Genomic DNA, 21655 nt, shown 5'->3' with positions numbered 1-21655 from the left:
TGTCGTGAACGGATCAAGGCGCCCGCCTCAGGCGAGCCGGCGCATCGGCGGGTAGTCGTAGCGGAACTCCAGGTGCTCGGCGGCCGGCTGGTAGAGGCGCAGCACGACGTAGAAGGCTTCGCCGTAGGGCGCCGGCAGCCAGTTGTGGCCAGGCCCCGGGTCGCGTGCCGACACCCGGATCGCGAGGCTGCCGTCGCCCTCGCGCCGCAGCCCGGGCGTGCGGTCGCCGATGGAATACCGCCCGATGGGATTGGCGACGAAAAGGCAGTCGCTGCGACGGTACATCGTGAGCGACCAGAAGGCGCCGACGTGCGGCCCGGCACCGGGCGGGAAACGCAGCTCGTAGGTGTGCGCGCCGTCGAGCGGGCGGCCTTCGGCATCGACCTCGGCGGTCGGGTACATGGCTTCTTCGATGCCAAGTGCGCCGATCAGGTTGCGCGCCACGCGGGCACGGGTGAGCACGTCCTCGCCCCAATGCGTGCGCACCGCCACCGGCAGCGCCCAGCCGCCGCCGAGTTCGTGCGGCTGCTGCTGCTGGCGCAATTCTTCGAACACCTGCGGCAGCAGCGCCGCCACGGCGTCGTGCGGCAGCGGCCAGGCGAAGGACTCGTCGGCCGCAGCCGGGTTGCGCCGCAGTGCCGCCTCGACCGTCGAGAGGTAGAGGCCTGCATCCGGCGTGTCGAGCGCCCGCCCGTCGAGGGCGGTGTCGACGCGCATCGCGGCGTCTTGGCCGTCCGGGCGCGACATGCTGAACTCGGCCTGCAGGGCGCGCACGGTGTCGAGGTCGGCGGGGCTGTCGTCCACCAGCACGCGGCCGATCAGCCACACGTCGTCGCCCGGGGCGGCGATGACCTGCGACACGCCGCCTTCCGGCAGCGGGCCCGGGCCCGACGGGCCATGCACCAGCGTGCGCTGGCGCCGGTTGCCGGTGGTGCGGCGGCCCACGTAGGCGAAGGGGTTGGTCCAGGCGTCGAGCAGCCCGAGCGTCCAGTAGCGCTCGCCCATGTCGGGCGTGTCGATCACCACCGGGCCTTGCGAGAGGTCGAGCCAGGCGTTGCTGTAGACGGTGTCGTTGTTAGGGCTCACCACTTCGCGATCGTCCGGCCCCAGCTTGCGGTGCGTGTGCGTGAACTGGTTGACCCAGCGCAACGTGGAGCCGCGCTCGGGCGAGGCAAAGCCAAGCGTGGGGTGGCGGCGGGCCGTCGTGGCGGCACGCATGCGCATCATCTCGAAGAGGGGCAGGGTGCGGATGAGCGCATCGCGCAGGTCGGGGTCGGGTGTCATGGGCATGGTGATGTTGAGCTTTCAGGCGACGACGCCGTCTCGGCGCAGCGAGGCGATCTCGTCGGGGCGGTAGCCGGCTTCGGCGAGCACGGCTTCGCTGTCGGCACCGCAGGCCGGTGCGGCAGGGGGCGACGGCCGCGGGGCATCGTCGATGCGATAGGGCAGCGTGAGCGCGCGGTAGGGGGTGCCATGCGCTCCGGTCGCTTCGACCACGAGGCCGCTGGCCGCGAGGTCGGGGCTGTGCAGCACCTGGGCGTAGCTGCGCACGGCGCCGGCGACGATCTGGTGGCCCGACAGCAGCGCCACGCATTCCTCGCTGCTGCGCTGGGACAGGCACTCGCGCAGCACGGCGCGCAGCGCCTCGCGGTGGGCCACGCGCTGCGCGTTGCTGGCGAAGCGCGGGTCGCGTGCCAGCTCTTCGCGGCCCATCACGCGGCAGAAGCGCTGCCAGTGCTCTTCGGCATAGGCCGAGAGCACGATGTGGCCGTCGCGCGTGGGCACCACCTCGGCGGCGGGCGCGTTGTGCGGCTGGCCGTCGCCGATGCGTTGCGGCTCGGGGGCACCGCCCAGGTAGTCGGCCCAGGTGGTGGCCTGCAGGTGCAGCGCCACTTCGAGCAGCGAGGTCTCGAGCGTGGCGCCGACGCCGCTTTTCTCGCGCCCGTACAGCGCGGCCAGCACCGCCTGCGCGCCGAGCTGCGCGGCGGCCGCGTCGATGATGGGCACGCCCACCTTCTGCGGCGGCCGGTCGGGTTCGCCGGTGACCGACATCAGCCCGCTCTCGGCCTGCGCCGCGATGTCGTAGCCGGGGCGCTCGCACGAGGGGCCGCGGCTGCCGAAGCCCGAGATGCTCAGGTACACGATGCGCGGAAACCGCGCGCGCACCTCGCCCGGGCCGAGCCCGAGCTTGTCGACCACGCCGGGGCGCAGGTTCTGGATCACGACGTCGGCGCGCGACATGAGCCGCAGCGCCGCTTCACGGCCGGCTTCGTGCTTGAGGTCGAGGGCCACCGAGCGCTTGCCGCGGTTGTAGGCACGCACCATCGATTCGCCATAACGGCCGATGTGCCGGGCCTGGTCGCCCGCCAGCGGCTCGACCTTGATGACGTCGGCGCCCAGCTCGGCCAGCGTCATGGCGGCACCGGGGCCGGCGATGTACTGGCCGAGGTCGACCACGCGAATGCCGGCCAGCGGCCGGGCGGCGTGATGCGATGCGCTGGTCGCGGTCATGGGCGCTTGTCTCCGTCTCTCTTTTGTGTATGTCTGCGAGTGCACGATAGAGGATCCGGCGATTGCTCGAAAGTCGATAATCCTGATGACGTGATCACGCTGGGTGATCACGCGAAACCGACCCGTTCCGATGAGCAAGGGCTTCGACTACCTGGTGCGGCGGCTTCGCCTGCGGCACCTGGAACTGCTGGTGGTGCTGGCCGAGACCGGCACCATGCGGGGCGCGGCGGCCCGCCTGCACCTGAGCCAGCCGGCGATCAGCAAGATGCTGGTCGAGGCCGAAGAGGCGCTGGGGGCGCCGCTCTTCGAGCGCAGCCGCCAGGGCGTGCACTGCACCCCCGTCGGCACGGCCGCCGTGCACCGCGCGCGGGTGGTGCTGGGCGAGCTCTCGCACGCACACCAAGAAGCCGAGGCGATGCGCAACGGGGCGAGCGCCGTGCTGCGCGTGGGCACCTTCTCGGTCACGGCGGCCGTGCCTGCGGCGGTGGTGGCCCTGCGCCGGCGCATGCCCCGGGCCTCGGTGCGGCTGCACGAAGGGCGGGTGAGCGAACTCATCCAGCGCCTGCTCGACGGCGAGCTCGACTGCGTGTTCGGTGCCCTCACCACCGAGCTGCTCACGAGCGACCTGCTGCGCCACCTGCAGTCGGAAGCGCTGGTGGAAGACCGGCTCTGCGTCATCGCCGACGCGGCCAACCCGATGGCGCGGCGGCGCCGGCTGCGCTGGGTCGACCTGCATGGGGCCGACTGGGTGGCGCCGCCGCGGCAGACGCTGGTGCGGCAGGCCTTCATGACCGCCTTTCTCAACGAGGGCGTCGACCCGCCCGAGCCGGTCATCGAGGCCCAGTCGTCGGTGACGGTCGGCGCAGTGCTGCGGCTCGACCCGGGCCTGCTCGGCGCGGTGCGCTTCGAGCACGCACGCGACGAAGTGGCGCGGGGCGGCGTGGTGCTGATGCCGGTGGCGCCGGCGGTGCCGTTGCCACCGCTCGGGCTCTTCACGCGCCGCGGCGCGGTGGAGCAGATTCCGGTGGTGCAGGAATTCGCCAGAGCGCTGCGCGAGGTGCGCGAGGGCCGCGCCGGGGGGCGGGGGAAGCGTCGCGCCTGACGGGCCTCAGGCCACCGTCTGCCTCAGCCGCCGCAGCGTGGTCTGCAGCAGGCGTGCGTCCGCACTGGCACGGTGGCGCTCGAGCTTGTGCTCGCGCAACACCGCCTCGCGGGTGGCCTGCCATTGCGAGGCCTGCGCTTCGCTCAGCAGGCCGCGCAGGCTTTCGAGCCGGAAGCTCGGCACCAGGTCGGCCTCCTCGAAGAGCGCGGCGAGCCACGGGTAGTCGTGCGCCCAGCCGTCGCTGAACACCGTCTGACCACGCAGGCTGTCGTTGAGGGTGCGGGCGACGTCCTGCACCTCGCGCCCGTGCTGCTGGAGCTGCTCCCGGCGGATGCGGTGCACCCGCTCGGCGGCCGGGTCCCAGTGCGTCCAGTGCGGCAGCGGCCGGATCAGGCTGCAGTAGCTGCTGCCATCGGCCAGCACGTAGCCCACCTCGATGGGGTAGCTGTGGCGGCCGAAGCCGGAGGCTTCGACGTCGAGGATGGGCGGCAGGTCGGTCAAGGTGTGGGGGCGATGCGTGTCACGCCTGAACGGGTCACCACGTAGAGCGCACCATCGGTGCCCACGAGCATGTCCACCGGATTGCCGTTGAGGGTGGCGAAAGCATACGCCGCATTGCCGTTGGCGGTGTCGAGCCGGGCCACGAAGCCGGCCGCGTAGGTGAAGGGGTTGCGCAGGCCGCTGGCCCAAATGCTCCTCGAGAGGCGGCCGGTATGTCATCGGGGAGGGCCGGCGCCCGGGAGTCATGGCAACGCTCGTGCGGCGCTAGGGTTTGTCCGTAGCGGCGCCGACCCTTTGGCACTGCCATGCTTCAGGCCATACCCGGTCTTCCAACCGGCCCCTCGAAACCCCGTGTAGTTCTCAAGGAGTCCCCGTGCCCGAAGCAGCATCCCGCCCCCACGAACGCATCTGGCCGCGCCGCCTGCCGCGTGAGCTCGTCGTGCCGGCCACCTCGCTGTGGTTCAACCTCTTCGTGACCTCGCAGCGCTTCCCCGACAAGGCCGCGACCATCTTCTTCGGCAAGCCGATGAGCTACGGCCAGCTGCGCGACGACGCCGACCACCTGGCCGGCTGGCTGCAGAGCGTGGGCGTGAAGGCCGGCGACCGTGTGCTGCTTTACATGCAGAACTGCCCGCAGTTCCTGGTGGCCTTCTTCGGCATCCTGCGCGCCAATGCGGTGGTGGTGCCGGTGAACCCGATGAACAAGGCCGACGAACTCGGCCACTACATCACCGACCCCGAAGCCAAGGTCGCGATCTGCGGTGCCGACCTTGCGGCGATCGTCGAGACGGCCAATGCCGCGTTGCCGGCCGACAAGCGCCTGTCGCAGGTGCTGGTGACGCGCTACGCCGACGCGATGTTGGCGCCGGGCGCGATTGACCCGGCCGATGCGCCCGCAGCGCCGGTCGAGGCCTGGCTGCGCAGCGAGCCGGTGCTGCCGGCGGCAGGCCAGGGCAGCGCCAGCTACCTGATGTGGAACGACATGCTCGCGCAAAAGCGGGAGCCCGGGCCGCACACCGCCAAGCCCGATGACCTGGCCGTGCTGCCCTACACCTCGGGCACCACCGGCAACCCCAAGGGCTGCATGCACACGCACCGCACCGTGATGCACAACAGCTGTGGCATCCAGTGGGCCCACGGCGGGCCCGAGGCCGTGGCGCTCGGCGTCGTGCCGATGTTCCACATCACCGGCATGGTGGGCATGTCGGCCGGTGTGTTCGCCGGGTCGACGGTGGTGATGGTGCCGCGCTGGGACCGCGAGCTCGTCGGCCGCCTGATCTCGCGCTACAAGATCACGCACTGGACCTGCATCCCGACGATGGTGATCGACCTCTTCGGCAGCCCCAATTACAAGAGCTTCGACCTGTCCAGCCTGAAGTTCATGAACGGCGGCGGGGCCTCGATGCCCGCCGCGATCGCCGATCGCCTGGAGAAGGAATTCGGCATCGTCTTCGCCGAAGGCTACGGCCTGACCGAAACCTCGGCCGCGACGCATGGCAACCCGCCCGAACGCGCGAAGCCGCAGTGCCTGGGCATCCCGATCTTCGGCGTCGACTCGCGCGTGGTCGACCCGACCACGCTGCAGGAGCTGCCGCCCGGCGAGATCGGCGAGATCATCAGCTGCGGCCCGCAGGTGTTCAAAGGCTACTGGCGCCAGCCGGATGCGACGGCCGCGGTGTTCGTCGAGTTCGAGGGCAAGCAGTTCTTCCGCACCGGCGACCTGGGGCGCATGGACGAGGAGGGCTACTTCTTCATCACCGACCGCCTGAAGCGCATGATCAATGCGAGCGGCTTCAAGGTCTGGCCGGCGGAGGTGGAGATGCTGCTGTACAAGCACCCGTCGGTGCAGGAGGCCTGCATCATCTCGGCGAAAGACGCCTACCGCGGCGAAACGGTGAAGGCCGTGGTGGTGCTGCGCACCGAGGCCAAGGGCAAGACCACGGAAGAAGACATCATGGCCTGGTCGCGCGACCACATGGCGGCCTACAAGGTGCCGAAGATCGTGCAGTTCGTCGACAGCCTGCCGAAGTCGGGCTCGGGCAAGGTCATGTGGCGCCTGCTGCAGGACCAAGAGCCGAAATGACCACGAAAAAAAAGGGCCGGCTTTCGCCGGCCCCCACTCCCTACCCTCGTTTTTGGATCGATCGGCGGATCAGATGCCGGGGGTCCACACCGTCGTGCAGCGGTGCGAGGCGCTGAAGGCCGCGTCCGTCAGCAGCGTGGTGCCGACCGCGTTGAACTGCTGGATCTGATCGGTGGCCCCGAAGGCCGGCCAGGCAGTCGGCGTGGCGGCGGCGTTCGGGTTGCCAGTGGCTGCGAAGCGTGACCAGGCCGAGACCAGGCTGGCGGCGACCGCGTCTTGCGCGGCAGTGCGGGTGAAGCTGCCGGTGTCGAAGATGTAGTTCAGCTCGGTCGTGTGGGCGGCGCCCAGCGGGAAGCTGCGGCCAGGGATGAACGGCGGCACGGTGTCGTCGGCGAACTCGTAGACGTACACGCTGGCGTTGGCCTCCTGCAGCTTGGCCGAGAGGCGCGAGTTGCAGGCGAACAGCAGGTCGGTGCCGAGCGCGCCGAGGGCCACGCTGTGGTTGTTGCCGTAGAGCGCGGGGTTGTACGCCGTGGTGGCCAGCGTGTTGACGAAGCCCGCCGGGAAGGGCGCCGCCGCCAGGTACGGGAAGGTGCCGGCGATCGCCGCCTGGTAGTTGCCGGCGTTGATTGCGGCCCCGAGGTAGGGCTTGGCGGGGGTGGCCGCCGACACTTCGTCGAGGGCGACGAAGAGGCGCCACTCATCGCGCGTGGCACCCTGGATCAGCGGCACGCGGTTGTAGGTGCCGGCCGAGATGCGCGAGAACACGGAGCCGGGCAGCACCGCGCCATCCACCGTCGGGATGGGGCCGGACGGCCAGGCGGTCGCCTGCGCGGTCAGGAGCGTGGCCACCGGAATGTTGCGCAGGCAGGTCGCCGTGGTCGGCGCCGGGCAACCCGTCGCATTGCCGACGGCGGTGCCGACGGCTTCCGAGGTCGCAAGCGACGACTGGGCCGCCGCGCTGAACGCGTAGGCGCCGCTCTGGATGATGGCCTTGTGGAAGAGGCCGGTCGAGCCGGGCGAAGCCAGGTGGGCATGCACGCTGAAGCCGCCTGCGGACTCGCCGAAGATGGTCACGTTGTTGCGGTTGCCGCCGAAGTTGGCGATGTTGTCGCGCACCCAGCGCAGGGCCGCCTGCTGGTCCATCAGGCCGTAGTTGCCGGAGGCGTTGGAAGCACCGGGCTCGGCCGACAAGGCCGGGTGGGCCATGAAGCCCAGCGCGCCCAGCCGGTAGTTGATCGTGACGACCACGTTGCCCTGCGCCACGAGGCGCTCGGGGTTGTAGCCGTTTGACAGGCCCAGGTAGAACGCGCCGCCGTGGATCCACACCATCACCGGGTAGTTGCCGGGCGTCTTGGGGGCGTAGACGTTGAGGTAGAGGCAGTCTTCGCTGGTCGAGGCGGCGCCAAAGGCCGTGCCGGGCTGCGCGCAATGCGGGCCGAAGCTGGTGGCGTCGCGCACGCCGCTCCAGTTCGTCACGGCGGCCGGCGCGGCCCAGCGGCGCGCGCCCACCGGCGGTGCGGCATAGGGAATGCCTTTGAAGCTGAGTGTGTTGCCGCTCACCGAGCCGCGGACCACGCCGTTGGCGGTGTTGGCTTCGATGTCGTCGGACCCGCCGCCGCAGGCGGCCAGGCCGGCGGCCAGCGTGACGCCGGCCAGGGTGCGGGCCAGCGAGCTGGACCAGAAGGATTTGTTGTTCAAGGGACTGCTCCAAGTTGCTGCACGTCTGTGCAGTTTTGAGTTTGCGTGCGCCTGACCCTGTTCACGAGTCGGAAAAGCGATGGGCCGATTCAGCAAGTCGGTACAAGTACTTCGCCGGGGATTGGTGTTGAGGGGCGCCACGCTTCGGAAAGGCCGGTTTGCCGGCGACCGCTTAAAAAAGACGATCGTGCAGAAAACAAGTGTGGGCCCGCAAAGGCAGGCAAGGCCTTGGGGGAAACCAGAGAACGGGCGTGCGAAAGTCGCGCCCTCAGAACGAGGAGCCGGGCTGGCGCAGGAAGTCGATTTCCTCGGCGGTCGAAGGCCGGCCGAGGATGGCGTTGCGGTGGGGGAAGCGGCCGAAGCGCGCCACGATCTCCCGATGGCGGTGCGCGTAGTCGAGCCAGCCGGCGCCGGCCTCGGGTGCCTCGTGGGCGAGGGCGTCGAACAGCTGGACGGAGGTGTCCTGAGCCGACAGGTCTTCGGCGTGTTCGAAGGGCAGGTATGCAAACACCTTCTGCACTGGGGCGAGCGCGGCGTCCTGCCCGGCGGTGAGCATCGCGCGTGCGGCGGCGAGCGCGAGCGTGTCGCCGGCAAAGGCCTTGGGCGTGTGGCGGTAGACGTTGCGGGTGAACTGGTCGAGCAGGATCACGCGGGCGAGCGCCGTGTGCGGGTCGTCCGCCCAGCCTTGCAGCCGGTCCTGCAGGGCGGCCTCGATCAGGGGAGCGAAGCGGCGCTCGATCTCGCGGTCGAAGTCGTCGCTCTTGCGGAACCACTCCGGCCGCGCGGCATAGGGCGGGCCGTCGCCAATCCAGAAGCGCAGGACGTCGTGGGCTTGCGGGTTCATCGTGCTCATCAGCAGGTCAACGCCCGAGCTGCTGCCAGAGGTAGCTGAACTCGAGCGCCTGCAGGTGCGCACGTTGTTCGTTGTCGGCGGCACCCCCGTGGCCGCCTTCGATGTTCTCGTAGTAGAGGATGTCGTGGCCTTGCGCCAGCATGCGGGCGGCCATCTTGCGGGCGTGGCCGGGGTGCACGCGGTCGTCGCGTGTGGAGGTGGTGAAGAGCACGCGTGGGTACTTCACGCCGGGCTTCACGTTCTGGTAGGGGCTGTACTTGGCGATGTAGGCCCACTCGTCGGCCCGGTCGGGGTTGCCGTATTCGGCCATCCACGAGGCGCCGGCCAGCAGCGTGTGGTAGCGGCGCATGTCGAGCAGCGGCACCTGGCACACCACGGCGTTGAAGAGATCGGGCCGCTGCACGACGGTGGCACCGACCAGCAGGCCGCCGTTGCTGCCGCCCATGATGCCGAGATGCTTCGGCGACGTGATCTTGTGCTGGATCAGGTCTTCGGCCACCGCGATGAAGTCGTCGTAGCTGCGTTGCTTGTTCGCCTTGACCGCCGCCTGGTGCCACCGCGGGCCGTATTCGCCGCCGCCGCGGATGTTGGCCACGACCAGCACGCCGCCGCGGCTGTACCAGTTGCGGCCGAAGCCGCCCGAGTACCAGGGCTTGAGCGAGATCTCGAAGCCGCCGTAGCCGTAGAGCAGGGTGGGGTTCGCGCCGTCGGGCTGGGCGCCTTTGGGCCAGACCACGAAGTAGGGCACCTTGGTGCCGTCTTTCGAGGTGGCAAAGCGCTGCTCGGCGCGCATGCCCGCGTTGTCGAACAGCGAACCCCGTGACTTCAGCAGCTCGCGCTTTTCGTTGGCGGTGCTGCCGAGGTAGAGCGAATCAGGCGTCAGGAAATCGGTGTAGCTCAGCCAGTAGGCCTCGGCGAGCGGGTCGTCCTTGATCAGCGGGTCGTGCAGGGCGCTCACGCCGAGCGATCCGGGGTAGGGCGCGTTGACCTCGCGCCGGGTGAAGGTGTCGCCGCTCTTGTGCCACTGCTCCAGCTTGCCGGCCACGTTGTCGATGATGTTGAGCAGCACATGGCTCTTGGTGGCGGTGTAGCCCGACAAGGACCGCGTGGCCGTGGGCGTGAAGAGCGCCGCCAGCTTGCGTTGGCCTTGCAGGTAGGCGCTGGCGTTGGTGTGCAGCAGCGAGCCCGCGGGGAAGCGCTGCTCGCCGACCGTCATCTCGCTGCGCAGGCTCAGGAGCAGCGTGTCGCGCAGGAAGGCGGGGCTGGCGTCGCTCGGGATGTCGAGCGGCACGAGCTTCTCGCCCTTGGCCTCTCGATCGAGCAGGAAGACCTTGGTGTTGTAGAAATCGAGCGAGCGGTAGAACACCGTTCGCTCGAAGCCGGGCGTCGGGTCGACGCTCACGTGCACCGCCACGTCCTTCGCTTCGCCTTCGAAGACGGTCACGGCGGCGCTCAGGGGCGTGCCCCGTTTCCAGCGCTTGATGACGCGCGGGTAGCCCGAGTCGGTCATCGAGCCGGGGCCGAAATCGGTGGCGACGTAGATCGTGTCCGCGTCGATCCAGTCGACATCGCCCTTCGCCTCGGGCAGGCTGAAGCCGCCGCTGACGAACTCCTTCTTCGCCGCATCGAACTCGCGCACCACCTTCGCGTCGGCACCGCCGCGCGACAGCGAGATCAGGCAGTGGCGGTAGCTCGGGCCCAGGCAGGCCGCACCGCCCCAGACCCAGTTCTCCTTCTCGGCCGCGGCGAGAGCGTCGAGGTCGAGCACTGTTTCCCACTTCGGGTTGGCCTGCCGGTAGTCGGCCAGCGTGGTGCGGCGCCACAGGCCGCGCTTGTTGTGCTCGTCCTGCCAGAAGTTGTAGAGCCAGTCGCCGCGGCGGGTGACGTTGGGGATGCGGTCTTTCGCATTCAGCACCTCGAGCAACTGCGCGCGGGTGTGCTCGAAGCCGGGCTGCGCCATCAGCTCTTTCTGCGACACCGCATTGCGTTCGCGCACCCAGCCCAGCGCCTTCTCGTCGTCGACCCCTTCGAGCCAGAGGAACGGGTCGGTGCTGTCGGGCGCGGCGGGGGGCTGGGGCATGTTTTGCGACACGGCGGAAAAGCTGGAAAGAAAAAGGAGCGGGGCGACGACGGCCAGGCGGGCGAGCAGCTTCATGAGCGACTCATAGGCGCAGGTCGTGCGTCTCGGGATGCTTCTCCATGTAGGCGCGCATGTAGGGGCACTGCGGGTCGATCTTGAGCTGGTGCTGGCGCGCATGCGCCATCGCAAAGCGAGCCAGTGCACCCGCGATGCCGCGGCCTTCGAGCGCCTGCGGCACTTCGGTGTGCGTGAGCCGCATCACCGTCGGGCTCGTCATCCTGTACTCGGCGATCGCGAGGTGGCCCTCGATGGCGACCTCGAAGCGGTGCTCGGCCGGGTTGTGCGAGACGGTGTAGGTGGGGGTGTCGGTCATGGTGGGCCGATTATTGGCCCAGCGGCTTAACCGTACAGCTTCTGCGGCGTGATCTCAATGCTGCTCGCGCCGTCGCCCACCCACACGGTGCCGTCCTGCACCGTCACCTGCAGCTGCATCGTGCGCTGCGCCAGGGCCGCGAGCGCCTGGCTCTGCTCGGCCGGCACCTGCCACACCGTCACGTTGCTGGCGCGCGTGATCTTGGTGGCGATGCCGCTCCACCAGATCGGCGTGCTGCTCGTGTAGCTGTAGACCGCCACACGCTCGGCGCGCGGGGCCGACTTCATCACGCGCTTGTCGTCGGGCTGGCCGAGGTCGATCCACTGCACGATCTGGCCGGTGAGGTCTTTCTGCCAGAGGCTGGGCTCGTCGGTGTCCCACAGGTCCTTGGCGAATTCGAGGTTGCCCTGGTGGTCGTCGGCTGGCACGTTGAGGGCGAAGGCCAGCAGGCGGATCATCATGCGTTCGTCGGTTTCCGACGGGTGGCGCGCGATGGTCACGTTGTGGTCGCCGTAGATGTTGCGATCCATGTCGGCCAGTTGGACCTGCGCCTTGTAGATCGTTGCCTTGAGGGCCATGCGGTGTCACCAGAGGAGGGAGGCGGGCATTAGACCACCGCCAACGGGGCGAGAATGGCGGCCGCTGAACGAGCCAAGACCGAGCGGAGACACCCCATGAGCCTGAAGAAATTCGACCTTGCCAAGAACCTCGGCCTGAAGGTGGCCGGCCGCATGAAGGCTGCCGGCGTGCCCGACCGCTTTGCGCAGGGCGCAGCCGAAGCGCTCGAGAAGCGCGAGCGCCGTGCCCGCGATGCCGCCCTCGGCCTGGTGCCGTTTGCCTGCAAGCTGCCAAGCGAGCTGGTGAAGCGCATCAACGAGCGTGGCACCGCCCACGAAGGTGGCGTCAACGGCCTGCTGGCCGAGTTGCTGGCGCAGGCGCTCGACGGTGGTGAGAAACCCGCAGCGCCCGAGGCGAAGAAGCCGGCCGCCAAGAAGGCCGCCGCCAAGAAAGCCCCGGCCAAGAAGGCCGCGGCGAAAGACGCCGACGCTCAACCGTAGACCGCGGCCACCTGGTAGCCCAGCGCGGCCAGCTCGCCGCCGGGTGCCCACAGCTTGGTGATCTGGTTGACGTAGCCGCCGCCCGAGGCGAGCACGTCGGTGTCCACGCGCCACCAGCCGTCGGCCGCGGGTGCCTGCGCGAGCGGGCGCAGCTCCAGTTCCCACGAGACCGAGCTCGCGGGCGTGGGCTGCGTGAAGTTGCTGATCACCGGCGTGGGCGGCACGTCGGCGAGCAGCACCGTGAGCAACTCCAGGTCGATCGGCGTGGGCTCGCCTTTCAGGCGCAGGTGGATCTTGCTCAGCTCGCTGTGCTGGCCCGAGAAGGGCGGCACGCCTTCGACGAAGCGCATGTCCATGTGCTGGGTGAAGTTGGGTGCGCCGCCGCGCACCACGCGCTCGGGCGTCTCTTCCGGCGACAGCGCCACCGGCGGCCGCTCGGGTGACTTGGCCGGCACGATGGTCTCGCGGTCGATGCCGAAGACACCGAGCATCAGCGCCGACACTTGCCCCTGCTGCTTCACCAGCGCCTGCACCTGGCGCACGTTCTTGCCCTCGCGCAGCAGCGTGACCGTCACGTCCATCGCGCCCAGGCCGACCGGGCCGATGAAGCTCGTCTGCAAGGCGCGCAGCTTGACGGTGGCGGGCCAGGCGCTGCCGGCCACGTCTCGCATCGCCTGCACGGCGAGCGTGGAGATGAGGCCGCCGAAGGAGGTGCGGCCTTGCAGCCAGTCGGCGGGGATGTCGAAGCCGACGTCATGCTCGTGCCGGCGACGGCCGGCGAGGATGGTGGAAAGAGGCGTGAGACTGCTCATGGGAAGTGGGCTGCTGAAGTCGCGGGCCATGATAGGAGCGCAGGGTCGTTCGTGCTGGCACCGCGGCGACAGCTGCTGACAAGGGCATCACGCGCCACGGGCTCTCGGGTTGAGGCGGCTCCCTAGAATCGACCGCACCTTCTGCCCTGCGAGACGCGCCATGACCTCCAACCCCCTGGTGCAGCCTTGGACCACGCCGTACGAGCTGCCGCCTTTTGCCGATGTTCGCGCCGAGCACTTCAAGCCGGCCTTCGAGGCGGCGATGGCAGAGCAGCGGGCCGAGATCGATGCCATCGCCGCCAACGCCACCGCGCCCAGCTTCGACAACACCATCGCCGCGCTCGACCGCAGCGGCCGGCTGCTCGCGCGTGTGGAGTCGCTCTTCCACAACCTCGGCGCGAGCGAAACGTCGCCCGAGCTCCAGGCCGTGGAGCGCGAGATGGCGGTGCCGCTCGCCGCACACGGCAGCGCGATCTACATGAACGCCCGGCTCTTCAAGCGCGTCGATGCGCTCCACGCCGAGCGCGACCAGCTCGGGCTGAGTGCCGAGCAGCGGCGGCTGATCGAGCGCGTCCACCTCGACTTCGTGCGCGCCGGCGCCAAGCTCGAGGCCGACGCGCAGAAGCGCTACGCCGAAGTCGTGCAGCGCCTCGCCGAGCTGCACACCCGCTTCAGCCAGAACGTGTTGGCCGACGAGTCGTCGTTCCGCCTCGTGCTGCGCGACGAGCGCGACCTCGCCGGCCTGCCCGACTTCGTGCGCGCCGCCGCGCGCCAGGCCGCCGCCGAGCGCGGCATCTCCGACGCGCACGTCATCACGCTCTCGCGCTCGCACATCGTGCCCTTCCTCACCTTCAGCCAGCGGCGCGACCTGCGCGAGCAGGCCTGGCGCGCGTGGGTGAGCCGCGGCGAGCACGACGGGGCCCACGACAACCGCCCGATCGCACGCGAGATCCTGACGCTGCGCCACGAGCAGGCTCGGCTGCACGGCTACGCCTGCTATGCCGACTACGTCCTGGCCGACACCATGGCCGGCACCCGCTCGGCCGTGAACGACTTGCTGGACAAGGTGTGGGCGCCGGCGGCCGAGCGTGCGGCCGAAGAGCAGCGCGACCTGGTGGCGCTGGCCGCTGCTTTCGGCGAGCCGACGCAGGTCGAGGCCTGGGACTGGCGCTACCTCGCGGAGAAGCTGCGCAGGCAGCGCTTCGACGTGGACGAAGCCGCGGTGAAGCCGTACTTCCCCCTCGAGCGCATGGTCGAGGCCGCGTTCGACTGCGCCCACCGCCTCTTCGGCCTGCGCTTCGTCGTGCGCAGCGACCTCCGCGCCTACCACCCCGACGTGAAGGTCTACGAGGTGCGCCAGGGCGAGGACCTCATCGGCCTCTTCCTGCACGACAACTTCGCGCGGCCCACCAAGCGCAGCGGCGCGTGGATGTCGCTCTACCGCCAGCAGTCGCGCGGGGCCGATGGGGTGCGGGTGGTGCCGATCGTCGCCAACAACAACAACTTCGCCAAGGGCGCGCCGGGCGAGCCCACGCTGCTGAGCTTCGACGATGCACGCACGCTGTTCCACGAGTTCGGCCATGGCCTGCATGGCCTGCTGTCGAACGTGGACTACGAGCGCCTGTCGGGCACCAACGTGCTGCGCGACTTCGTCGAGCTGCCGTCGCAGCTCTTCGAGCACTGGCTGGGCGAGCGCGAGGTGCTGAAGCGCCACGCCCGCCACCACGCGACCGGCGAGCCGATCCCCGACGAGCTGGTGCAGCGCATCGAGGCCGCGAGCAAGTTCAACCAGGGCTATGAGACGCTGCGCTACCTCGCGTCGGCGAAGGTCGACATGGCCGTGCACTCGCGCACCGAGGCCGAAGGCCCCGACATCGTGGCCTTCGAGCGTGCCGAGGTCGAGCGCATGGGCTTGCCAGCCGCCGTGGGCATGAACCACCGGCTGCCGCACTTCCTGCACCTCTTCGCAGGCGCGGGCTATGCCGCGGGCTACTACGTCTACCTGTGGGCCGAGGTGCTCGATGCCGACGGCTACGACGCCTTCACCGAAGCCGGCGACCCGTTCGACGCGGCGGTGGCGCAGCGCCTGCGCGAGCACATCTATTCGAGCGGCAACAGCCGCGAGCCGCGCGAGGCCTACCGTGCCTTCCGCGGGCGCGACCCCGAGGTGCAGCCCATGCTGCGCGAGCGTGGGCTGCTGGAGGGCCTGCTGGAGGACGTGCGGCCGGCCTGATCAGCGCAGCGTGAGTGCCGCCCCCATGCGCTCGCGGCCCTGCGCGTCGAGCACCGCCACGCCGCCGTAGTCGCCGCGCGGCACCGCCACGATCACGCAGGGCTGCGTGATCACCGTGGCGTACATGCGACCGGGCTCGGGCGTGGCCCACACGGTGTCGATGATGAGGCGCCGCGATGCGCCCTGCAGGCGCACGCCGGTCACGCCCAGGCGGTGGCCGGGGTTGGGCTGCTGGCCCATCGACAGGCGCAGCACCAGCGAGCGGTCGAAGTCGGCGGCCGGCACCGTGGGCGTGGCACCGACCGTGCGGCCGGCGATGGCCTGGCGCAAGCCGGCCGCGTCGGCGATGCGGTCGACCGAGGCGCTGTCGGCCCCGCACTGCGTGCCCAGATGCAGGACCTGGAACGGCAGCGTGGCCGGATCCGAGGAGGTTGCGGGGGCCGGGGCCTGTGCCTGGCAAGCCCCGAGCGTGGCGGCCAGGCTCAGGATCAGGAAAGGGTTGCGCGTCATGGTGCGGGGGCCTTCATGCGTGGGACACCGGTGGTGGACGCATTGCGAGACAGCGGGTTCCCGCGGACCACGCCATTCGCACCGATCGAGGTCACGAAGTCGGCCGTGAAGTCGAGGCCGCTGCGGTTGGCGTTGACCGTCACGCGCACCGGGTCGTCGAGCGTGAGATAGGCGCCGCAGGCTTCACCCACGTTGCAGATGGTGTCGTCGTTGTCGGGGTCGCTGCCCGCCACGACGATGTAGGTGCCGGCGGCCACGTTGGTGAAGCTGAAGTTGTAGACGCCATTGGTGGCCGAGACCTGGCGCTGGGCCACGCCCGCCATGGTGTCGGGGTTCACCAGTTGCACGTAGAGCACGCCGAGGTTGGCGCTCGGGGTAGTGCCGCCACCGGCCGTCACCTGCAGCACCACGGGCACGGTCACGGTGTTGGCGGTCGACACGAACTGGATCGTGGTGTTGTAGGCCCCGGGCGCCAGCGTGCCGCGGTTCACGGTCACGGTGTAGGTGCCCAGGCCGTTGGCCGCGGCGGGTGGCGCGACGTTGAGCCAACTGGCCGCGGGCGTGACGTTGACCGCGGTCACGCTCAGCGCTTCGCTGCCGCCGTTGCTCAGCACCAGGGTCTGCATGGTCGAGCCGGGCCCGAAGTTGAGCGTGCCCGGTGTCGACGACAGCAGCGCCGGCGTGGGAGTGGTGCCGTTCTGGGCCGCTTGCACGGCCTTCAGCGCATCGATCAGGCCGTGGCCGAAGTTGTCGTCGCGGCCGGCGGCGCCGAGCTCGGTGGTCAGGCGGCCGGCGGCGAGCAGGCGGTCGATGTCGTCAGGCGTGAGCGCGGGGTTCACCGATTTCATCAGCGCCAGCACGCCGGCCACGTGGGGCGTGGCCATCGAGGTGCCGGCCTGCAGGCCGTAGGTGTAGACCACGGCACCGTCGCTGTCGTCGCCATGGGTGCTCAGCACGAGGTCGGTGTAGCCGTCGCCGTTGAAGTCGCCGGAGTCGCCGCCCGGTGCAGCCACGTCGACGCGCGAGCCGAAGTTGGAGTAGCTCGCGAGCGTCTTGCGGATGCCCACCGCGCTGACCGAGATCACGCCGTCGTAGGAGGCCGGGTAGTTGGGCACCGCGTTGCCGTCGTTGCCGGCCGCGGCGACGATGATGACGCCCGCGGCGCGCGCCTGGTTGTAGGCGTTCTGCTCCGCCTGGGAGGAGCCTGTGCCGCCGAGGCTCAGGTTCATGATGTCGGCGCGCTGCGCCGGCAGGGTGCCCGAGCTGTTGGTCAGGCGAGCAGCGTAGAGCACGGCCTGGGTGATGTCGAACGACGTGCCGCCCCGTGTGCCGAGCACCCGCAGCGGCATGATGCGCGCGCCCCAGGCCACGCCGGCGACGCCGCGCGAAGGTGTGGTGTTGCTCGACGCTGCGATGGTGCCCGCCACGTGCGTGCCGTGGAAGCTCGAGCCGTTGGGCGTGGCGTTGTCGCCCGCGTCATTGGGGTCGGCATCGGGGCCGTTGCCATCGTTGGCGTTGCCGATGTCGCTGATGAAGTCATAGCCCGGCACGAGCTTGCCCGCGAGGTCGGGGTGGCCCAGCAGCACGCCGGTGTCGATCACCGCCACGATCACCGAGTTGCTGCCGGTGGTGATGTCCCATGCGGCCGGCAGGTTGATGAGCGGGTAGTGCCACTGCAGGTTGTAGTACTGGTCGTTGGGCACGGCCATCCGGTGGCGGATGTAGTTGGGCTCGGCGTAGAGCACCGCCGGGTCGGCGCGCAGGCGCTTGATCGCCTGCAGCGTGGCGGCCTTGAGGTCGCGTGTCGACAGGGCGGCATTGGCCGGCAGTGCATCGCGACCGCTGCGGTTCGACGACGCGAGCGTGCTGCGCGGGTCGTCGAGCTTGACGAGCCAGTCGCCCTCGGTGGCGCCGGCGGCCTTCGAGAGTGCATGCACCGACAGCGCAGTGGCCGCGCTGCGCTTGCCGGCCTCCTGCACCCGGGCCGGGTTGCGCCAGCGCACGACCACCTCGCCGGGCACGAAGTCGGCGCTGCTCTGCAGCGTGCCGGCATCGGCCGCAGCGGGCGTGGGTTGGCCGAGGGCCAGCACGTAGCTGCCGGCACCGGCGTACGCATTTACCCGCACGTAGTAGCGGCCGGTGGTGGGAATGGTCACGCTCTCGAGCCGGCCCGTGCCGACGGAATCGGCGACCTCAACCTGGTTCTCGTCGCAGAGGAAGAGGTCGATGTCGCTGGCCGTCGGGTCGGCCAGCACGAGCGAGACGGTCTGGCCCGCCACCGCATCGATGCGGAAGAGGTCGTTCAGGTCGCCTGCGGCGCGCAAGCGCCCGACGGGGCCCGCGCCGGCCTCGGTGACATAACCCGCGAGGCTCACAGGGTTGGGCAGGGGCTGTGCCGTGGCGAAACTGTCGTTGGGCGCGTAGGGCGCGTTGACGTCGTTGACGTCGCTGTCGACGAGCGTGTTGTCGGCCACGCGGATCTGGCCCGAGACCTGGAAGGTGCCGGGCGGCGGGGGCGGCGGTGGGGTGGGCGATCCACCGCCGTCGCCTCCGCCACCGCCACAGGCGGCAACGAAAACGGCAGCGGCAAGTGCAGCAACGCGTGATGACAGCGACATGACAAAACCTCCTGAGCTTTTATGGGCGCGACGATCCATGTCGTCGCGGGCCCGGATGCTCACCCAGGACGGCCGATCACGCAGGTGTCATTGGTCATGCCCACGCTGCACGGTGGGGAACCGGCGGTCGAGCGCGGCGAGGAAGTTGGCGAAGTCGATCGGCTTCGTCCAGTAGTCGGAGAAGCCCGCGTTGCGCGCGCGCTCGATGTCGTCGGGCATCGCGTTGGCCGAGAGCGCGATGCACGGCGTCCTGGCCGTGGCCTCCTGCTGGCGCAGGTGGTGCAGCACCTCGAAGCCGTCGATGTCGGGGAGCTGGATGTCGATGAGGATCAGGTCCGGCCGCAGCTGCGCAGCCTGCGCCACGCCGGCCATGCCGGTGGCCGCCGCATGGAACGCGAGGCCCGGTCGCATGCGGATCAGCTCTTCGACCAGCAGCACGTTCACCGGGTTGTCTTCGATGTAGAGCACGCTGCCGCTGCGCCGGGCTGCGGGTGCGGCGGCGACGGGGACGGACAGCAGCGGGGTCGCTTCCGTCGCCGGCACGGCATCGTCGGCACGCGGCAGCCGCACGGAGAAGGTGGAGCCGAGGCCCGCCTGGCTCTCGACGCTGATCTCGCCCTTCATGCGCCGCGCGAGCGCCTTCACGACGGCCAGGCCGATGCCGGTGCCTTCGATGCCGTCGCGCTCGCGCCCCAACCGGTTGAACGGCTCGAAGAGGTGGGCCAGCTGCTCGGGCGTCATGCCGAGGCCGGTGTCCTGCACCTGCAGCAGCACGTGGTCCGGCTTGACGATGCTGGTGACCGTGACGCGGCCTTGCGGCCGGTTGTACTTGATCGCGTTGCTCAAGAGGTTGATGAGCATCTGGCGCAGCCGCGTGCGGTCGACGGTCACCGTGCCCTCGAGCGAGCCCGCGTGCACCGTCACACCGTGCGTGCGCGCCAGGGCTTCGACCAGCGGCAGGGCTTCGCCCAGCACTTCGTGCAGGCGCACCGGCTGCAGGTCGAGGCGCAGCTGGTCGCTCTCGAGGCTGGAGAGGTCGAGCACGTCGTCGATGAGTGCGAGCAGGTGTTCGCCGGCCGACTGGATGTGGGCGATCTTGCTGCGCGCCTGGGGCTGCAGCGTGTCCTTGCCGATCAACAGCAGCTGGGCGAAGCCGAGCACCGCGTTGAGCGGCGTGCGCAGCTCGTGGCTCATGCGGGAGAGGAATTCCGACTTCGCCTGGCTCTCGCGCAGTGCCAGCTCGTGCTCGCGCTGGCGCTCCTCGGCCTTGCGTGACTCGGTCACGTCCCAGTTGACGCCGATGCGCTTGGTGCTGCGGCCGTTCGCATCGGGTGCCGGCGTGGAGCGCGAGGCCAGCCAGCGGATGGTGCCGTCGGGCCACACCACGCGGAACTCGTAGGTCGTGGGCCCGGTGTTGCGCGAGGCCTGGCGCAGGGCGGTCTTGACGTTCTCGAGATCGTCGGGGTGGGTCATGGCCAGGCGCTGCTCGGCATTGAGCGCCTGCGGCTGCGGCTCCATGCCACGCAGGCGGAACATGGCTTCGTCCCACATGGCCTCGCCGGTGTCCACGTCCCACTCCCAGGTGCCCATGCCCACGCTGCGGGCGGCCAGCGCCACGCGTTCGTTGACGCTGCGCAGCGCCATCTCGGCACGCACGCGCTCGGTCACGTCGATCGTCACGCCGAAGACCATCATCATGCCGTCGCGCCGCTCGCGGCGCACGCGGTTCACGAGCCAGCGGATCTCGCCATCCGGCCGCACGATGCGGCACTCGTGCTCGAACGACGCCGCGTCGGTCGCCAGCATCGTGCGTGCGGCGCGCATGGCGGCACGGTCGTCGGGGTGCACGATCTCGTTGATCCACTCCTCGCGCGTGGGCCCGCCCAGGTGCTGCGGGCGGCCGGTGATGCGGAACATCTGCTCGTTCCAGTGCGCGCGCGGGGTGTCGGGCGCCCGGCTCCACACGCCCACGCCGGCCGCGTTGACGGCGATCTGCAGGTGCTCGGCCAGCTCGCTCGCCGCGCGCAGGCGCTCCACCTCGGCGGTGATGTCGAGGCCGACGCCGATGAACTCGATCGGCTCGCCCTTGTCGTTGCGGCGCACCGCACGGCGCGTGAGGATGTGGGCCCAGCTGCCATCGATGCGCCGGTAGCGGGCCCGCACGTCGACCGGCTCCTCGGTGCGCAGCGACTGCTCGACCGAGGCGATGATGCCCGGCAGGTCGTCGGGGTGGATGAGGGCGCGGAGGTCGGCCCGCGAGATGCCATCGGGCGTCGGCTCGACGCCGAGGATGCGGAAGCCGAGGTCGTTGTAGAAGAAGCGGTCGAGCTTGAGGTCGTGCCGCCAGACCGAGATGTTGGCCGCCTGCACCGCCAGCGTGAGGTGGGTGTTGGCCTTGTCGTAGGCGTCGGCCAGGCGGTAGACCTCGGTGTCGTCGACGATCAGGCCGATGGCGCGGTCGGGCACGCCCTCCGGCGACGTCTTCACCTCCCAGTGCGAGTGCACGCGGCGCACCGAGCCGTCGGGCAGCAGGATGCGGTAGTGGTGGTCGTAGCGGCCGGCCGCGCGGGTCGAGGCGAGGAAGGTCTCCGGCAGGTTGTCATCGGGATGGACGCGTCGGGCGATCTCGTCGAACGACGGGGTGCCGTCGCCTTCGGGCAGCCCGAAGATCTTGAACATGTGCCGGCTCCAGCGGCCGGTGCCCCCGGGGATGTCGCGCTCCCAGACCGCAAGGCGGCCGACCTCCTGCGTCATGTCGAGCAGCTCGGCCTTGCGGCCGGCCTCGTCGCGCAGCTGCTGCAGCTCGGTGGTGTCTTGCAGCCGCAGGAGCCAGCGGGCGGGAGGCAGCGCCTCGGCATCGCCCAGGGGGCGCAGCGTCAGCAGGCCGTGACGCACCCCGCCTCCGGCGGGGCGCCAGCTCAGGGGCAGGCGGTCGAGGTGTTCGCCATCGCGCTGCCAGCGTGGCCAGTCCAGCGGGCCGGTGAGCGGTGCGAGCACGGATTCGATCGACCGGCCGGTGACCTGGCCAACCGGCTGGCCGCAGGCGTGGCCGAAGCCGGCATTGGCCCAGACGAGGCGACCGCCGTCTTCGAGCAGGGCCAGCGCGTCGCTGCTCGCGTCCAACACCGCTGCCCACCCCGCTGCGAGGCTGGGCGGCGTCGGCGGAGCCGGGGGAAGGGCCATGAGCGGGCAGTCTAGTCCCGCGTCTGCCCGGCGTGGG

The 21655-nt window shown here is 70.1% G+C and carries 17 protein-coding genes; 4 read left to right on the top strand and 13 right to left on the bottom strand.

The window, feature by feature from the left end:
* Positions 1-27: 27 nt before the first annotated feature.
* Both JI745_RS07110 and JI745_RS07105 read right to left on the bottom strand, forming a co-directional pair.
* Complete coding sequence (locus JI745_RS07110; RefSeq protein WP_201804956.1) at positions 28-1290, bottom strand: DUF1254 domain-containing protein; 1263 nt, start codon at positions 1288-1290, stop codon at positions 28-30.
* A 15-nt stretch (positions 1291-1305) separates the two neighbouring features.
* On the bottom strand, positions 1306-2511 hold the full coding sequence (locus tag JI745_RS07105; protein WP_201804955.1) for a CaiB/BaiF CoA-transferase family protein: 1206 nt from the start codon (positions 2509-2511) through the stop codon (positions 1306-1308).
* A gap of 130 nt (positions 2512-2641) precedes the next feature.
* Between JI745_RS07105 and JI745_RS07100 the strand changes: the two genes are divergently transcribed.
* A complete protein-coding gene (locus tag JI745_RS07100) occupies positions 2642-3613 on the top strand; it encodes a LysR substrate-binding domain-containing protein (protein WP_201804954.1) in 972 nt (323 codons plus the stop codon).
* Positions 3614-3619: 6 nt separating this feature from the next.
* Here JI745_RS07100 and JI745_RS07095 read toward each other — a convergent pair whose 3' ends face one another.
* A complete protein-coding gene (locus JI745_RS07095) occupies positions 3620-4114 on the bottom strand; it encodes a hypothetical protein (RefSeq protein WP_201804950.1) in 495 nt (164 codons plus the stop codon).
* Positions 4111-4257 carry a hypothetical protein gene (locus JI745_RS07090; protein ID WP_201804948.1) on the bottom strand — a complete coding sequence of 49 codons (147 nt, stop codon included), beginning with the start codon at positions 4255-4257 and terminating at the stop codon, positions 4111-4113. The genes JI745_RS07095 and JI745_RS07090 overlap by 4 nt, the downstream gene beginning before the upstream one ends.
* 230 nt (positions 4258-4487) lie before the next feature.
* On the opposite strand from JI745_RS07090, the gene JI745_RS07085 reads away from it, so the two are divergent.
* Positions 4488-6197, top strand: coding sequence for a long-chain fatty acid--CoA ligase (locus JI745_RS07085; RefSeq protein WP_201804946.1), 1710 nt, complete (start codon positions 4488-4490; stop codon positions 6195-6197).
* Between the two features lie 69 nt (positions 6198-6266).
* Here JI745_RS07085 and JI745_RS07080 read toward each other — a convergent pair whose 3' ends face one another.
* From JI745_RS07080 to JI745_RS07060, 5 genes are all read right to left on the bottom strand, one after another.
* Positions 6267-7898: a carboxylesterase/lipase family protein gene (locus JI745_RS07080; RefSeq protein ID WP_201804945.1), complete on the bottom strand. Its 1632-nt coding sequence runs from the start codon at positions 7896-7898 to the stop codon at positions 6267-6269.
* A 268-nt stretch (positions 7899-8166) separates the two neighbouring features.
* A complete protein-coding gene (locus JI745_RS07075) occupies positions 8167-8742 on the bottom strand; it encodes a DUF924 family protein (protein ID WP_404932803.1) in 576 nt (191 codons plus the stop codon).
* A 16-nt stretch (positions 8743-8758) separates the two neighbouring features.
* Positions 8759-10906 carry a prolyl oligopeptidase family serine peptidase gene (locus tag JI745_RS07070; RefSeq protein WP_310738506.1) on the bottom strand — a complete coding sequence of 716 codons (2148 nt, stop codon included), beginning with the start codon at positions 10904-10906 and terminating at the stop codon, positions 8759-8761.
* A gap of 7 nt (positions 10907-10913) precedes the next feature.
* The gene (locus tag JI745_RS07065) at positions 10914-11204 is read right to left on the bottom strand and encodes a GNAT family N-acetyltransferase (RefSeq protein WP_201804943.1); all 291 of its coding nucleotides are present in this window, start codon (positions 11202-11204) and stop codon (positions 10914-10916) included.
* A 26-nt stretch (positions 11205-11230) separates the two neighbouring features.
* Positions 11231-11782: a YaeQ family protein gene (locus JI745_RS07060; protein WP_201804942.1), complete on the bottom strand. Its 552-nt coding sequence runs from the start codon at positions 11780-11782 to the stop codon at positions 11231-11233.
* A gap of 96 nt (positions 11783-11878) precedes the next feature.
* On the opposite strand from JI745_RS07060, the gene JI745_RS07055 reads away from it, so the two are divergent.
* Positions 11879-12262 carry a hypothetical protein gene (locus JI745_RS07055; protein WP_404932802.1) on the top strand — a complete coding sequence of 128 codons (384 nt, stop codon included), beginning with the start codon at positions 11879-11881 and terminating at the stop codon, positions 12260-12262.
* Here the strand turns inward: JI745_RS07055 and JI745_RS07050 are convergent.
* A complete protein-coding gene (locus JI745_RS07050; protein ID WP_201804941.1) occupies positions 12253-13074 on the bottom strand; it encodes an acyl-CoA thioesterase II in 822 nt (273 codons plus the stop codon). The two genes, JI745_RS07055 and JI745_RS07050, sit on opposite strands and share 10 nt — an antisense overlap.
* A gap of 160 nt (positions 13075-13234) precedes the next feature.
* Here JI745_RS07050 and JI745_RS07045 point away from each other — a divergent pair, with 160 nt between their 5' ends.
* On the top strand, positions 13235-15307 hold the full coding sequence (locus tag JI745_RS07045) for a M3 family metallopeptidase (protein WP_201804940.1): 2073 nt from the start codon (positions 13235-13237) through the stop codon (positions 15305-15307).
* Here JI745_RS07045 and JI745_RS07040 read toward each other — a convergent pair whose 3' ends face one another.
* The 3 genes from JI745_RS07040 to JI745_RS07030 form a co-directional block, all read right to left on the bottom strand.
* Positions 15308-15817, bottom strand: a complete 510-nt coding sequence (locus JI745_RS07040; protein WP_201804936.1) for a protease complex subunit PrcB family protein — start codon at positions 15815-15817, stop codon at positions 15308-15310. It abuts the gene before it with no gap.
* Positions 15814-18435, bottom strand: a complete 2622-nt coding sequence (locus JI745_RS07035; RefSeq protein WP_201804934.1) for a S8 family serine peptidase — start codon at positions 18433-18435, stop codon at positions 15814-15816. Before JI745_RS07035 ends, JI745_RS07040 begins: the two co-directional genes overlap by 4 nt.
* A gap of 87 nt (positions 18436-18522) precedes the next feature.
* The gene (locus tag JI745_RS07030; protein WP_201804932.1) at positions 18523-21618 is read right to left on the bottom strand and encodes a PAS domain-containing protein; all 3096 of its coding nucleotides are present in this window, start codon (positions 21616-21618) and stop codon (positions 18523-18525) included.
* Positions 21619-21655 lie beyond the last annotated feature (37 nt).

The organism is Piscinibacter sp. HJYY11 (genome assembly GCF_016735515.1).
GTDB lineage: Bacteria > Pseudomonadota > Gammaproteobacteria > Burkholderiales > Burkholderiaceae_C > Rhizobacter.
The sequence above is the reverse complement of the archived record's forward strand: the minus strand, read 5'-3'. Positions and strand labels throughout refer to the sequence as shown.

Bases quoted from the DNA above. Each gene is read 5' to 3' on its own strand.
- JI745_RS07110 (WP_201804956.1), bottom strand. From the start codon at position 1,290: ATGCCCATGACACCCGACCCCGACCTGCGCGATGCGCTCATCCGCACC.
- JI745_RS07105 (WP_201804955.1), bottom strand. From the start codon at position 2,511: ATGACCGCGACCAGCGCATCGCATCACGCCGCCCGGCCGCTGGCCGGC.
- JI745_RS07100 (WP_201804954.1), top strand. From the start codon at position 2,642: ATGAGCAAGGGCTTCGACTACCTGGTGCGGCGGCTTCGCCTGCGGCAC.
- JI745_RS07075 (WP_404932803.1), bottom strand. From the start codon at position 8,742: ATGAACCCGCAAGCCCACGACGTCCTGCGCTTCTGGATTGGCGACGGC.
- JI745_RS07070 (WP_310738506.1), bottom strand. From the start codon at position 10,906: ATGAAGCTGCTCGCCCGCCTGGCCGTCGTCGCCCCGCTCCTTTTTCTT.
- JI745_RS07065 (WP_201804943.1), bottom strand. From the start codon at position 11,204: ATGACCGACACCCCCACCTACACCGTCTCGCACAACCCGGCCGAGCAC.
- JI745_RS07060 (WP_201804942.1), bottom strand. From the start codon at position 11,782: ATGGCCCTCAAGGCAACGATCTACAAGGCGCAGGTCCAACTGGCCGAC.
- JI745_RS07055 (WP_404932802.1), top strand. From the start codon at position 11,879: ATGAGCCTGAAGAAATTCGACCTTGCCAAGAACCTCGGCCTGAAGGTG.
- JI745_RS07050 (WP_201804941.1), bottom strand. From the start codon at position 13,074: ATGAGCAGTCTCACGCCTCTTTCCACCATCCTCGCCGGCCGTCGCCGG.
- JI745_RS07045 (WP_201804940.1), top strand. From the start codon at position 13,235: ATGACCTCCAACCCCCTGGTGCAGCCTTGGACCACGCCGTACGAGCTG.
- JI745_RS07040 (WP_201804936.1), bottom strand. From the start codon at position 15,817: ATGACGCGCAACCCTTTCCTGATCCTGAGCCTGGCCGCCACGCTCGGG.
- JI745_RS07035 (WP_201804934.1), bottom strand. From the start codon at position 18,435: ATGTCGCTGTCATCACGCGTTGCTGCACTTGCCGCTGCCGTTTTCGTT.
- JI745_RS07030 (WP_201804932.1), bottom strand. From the start codon at position 21,618: ATGGCCCTTCCCCCGGCTCCGCCGACGCCGCCCAGCCTCGCAGCGGGG.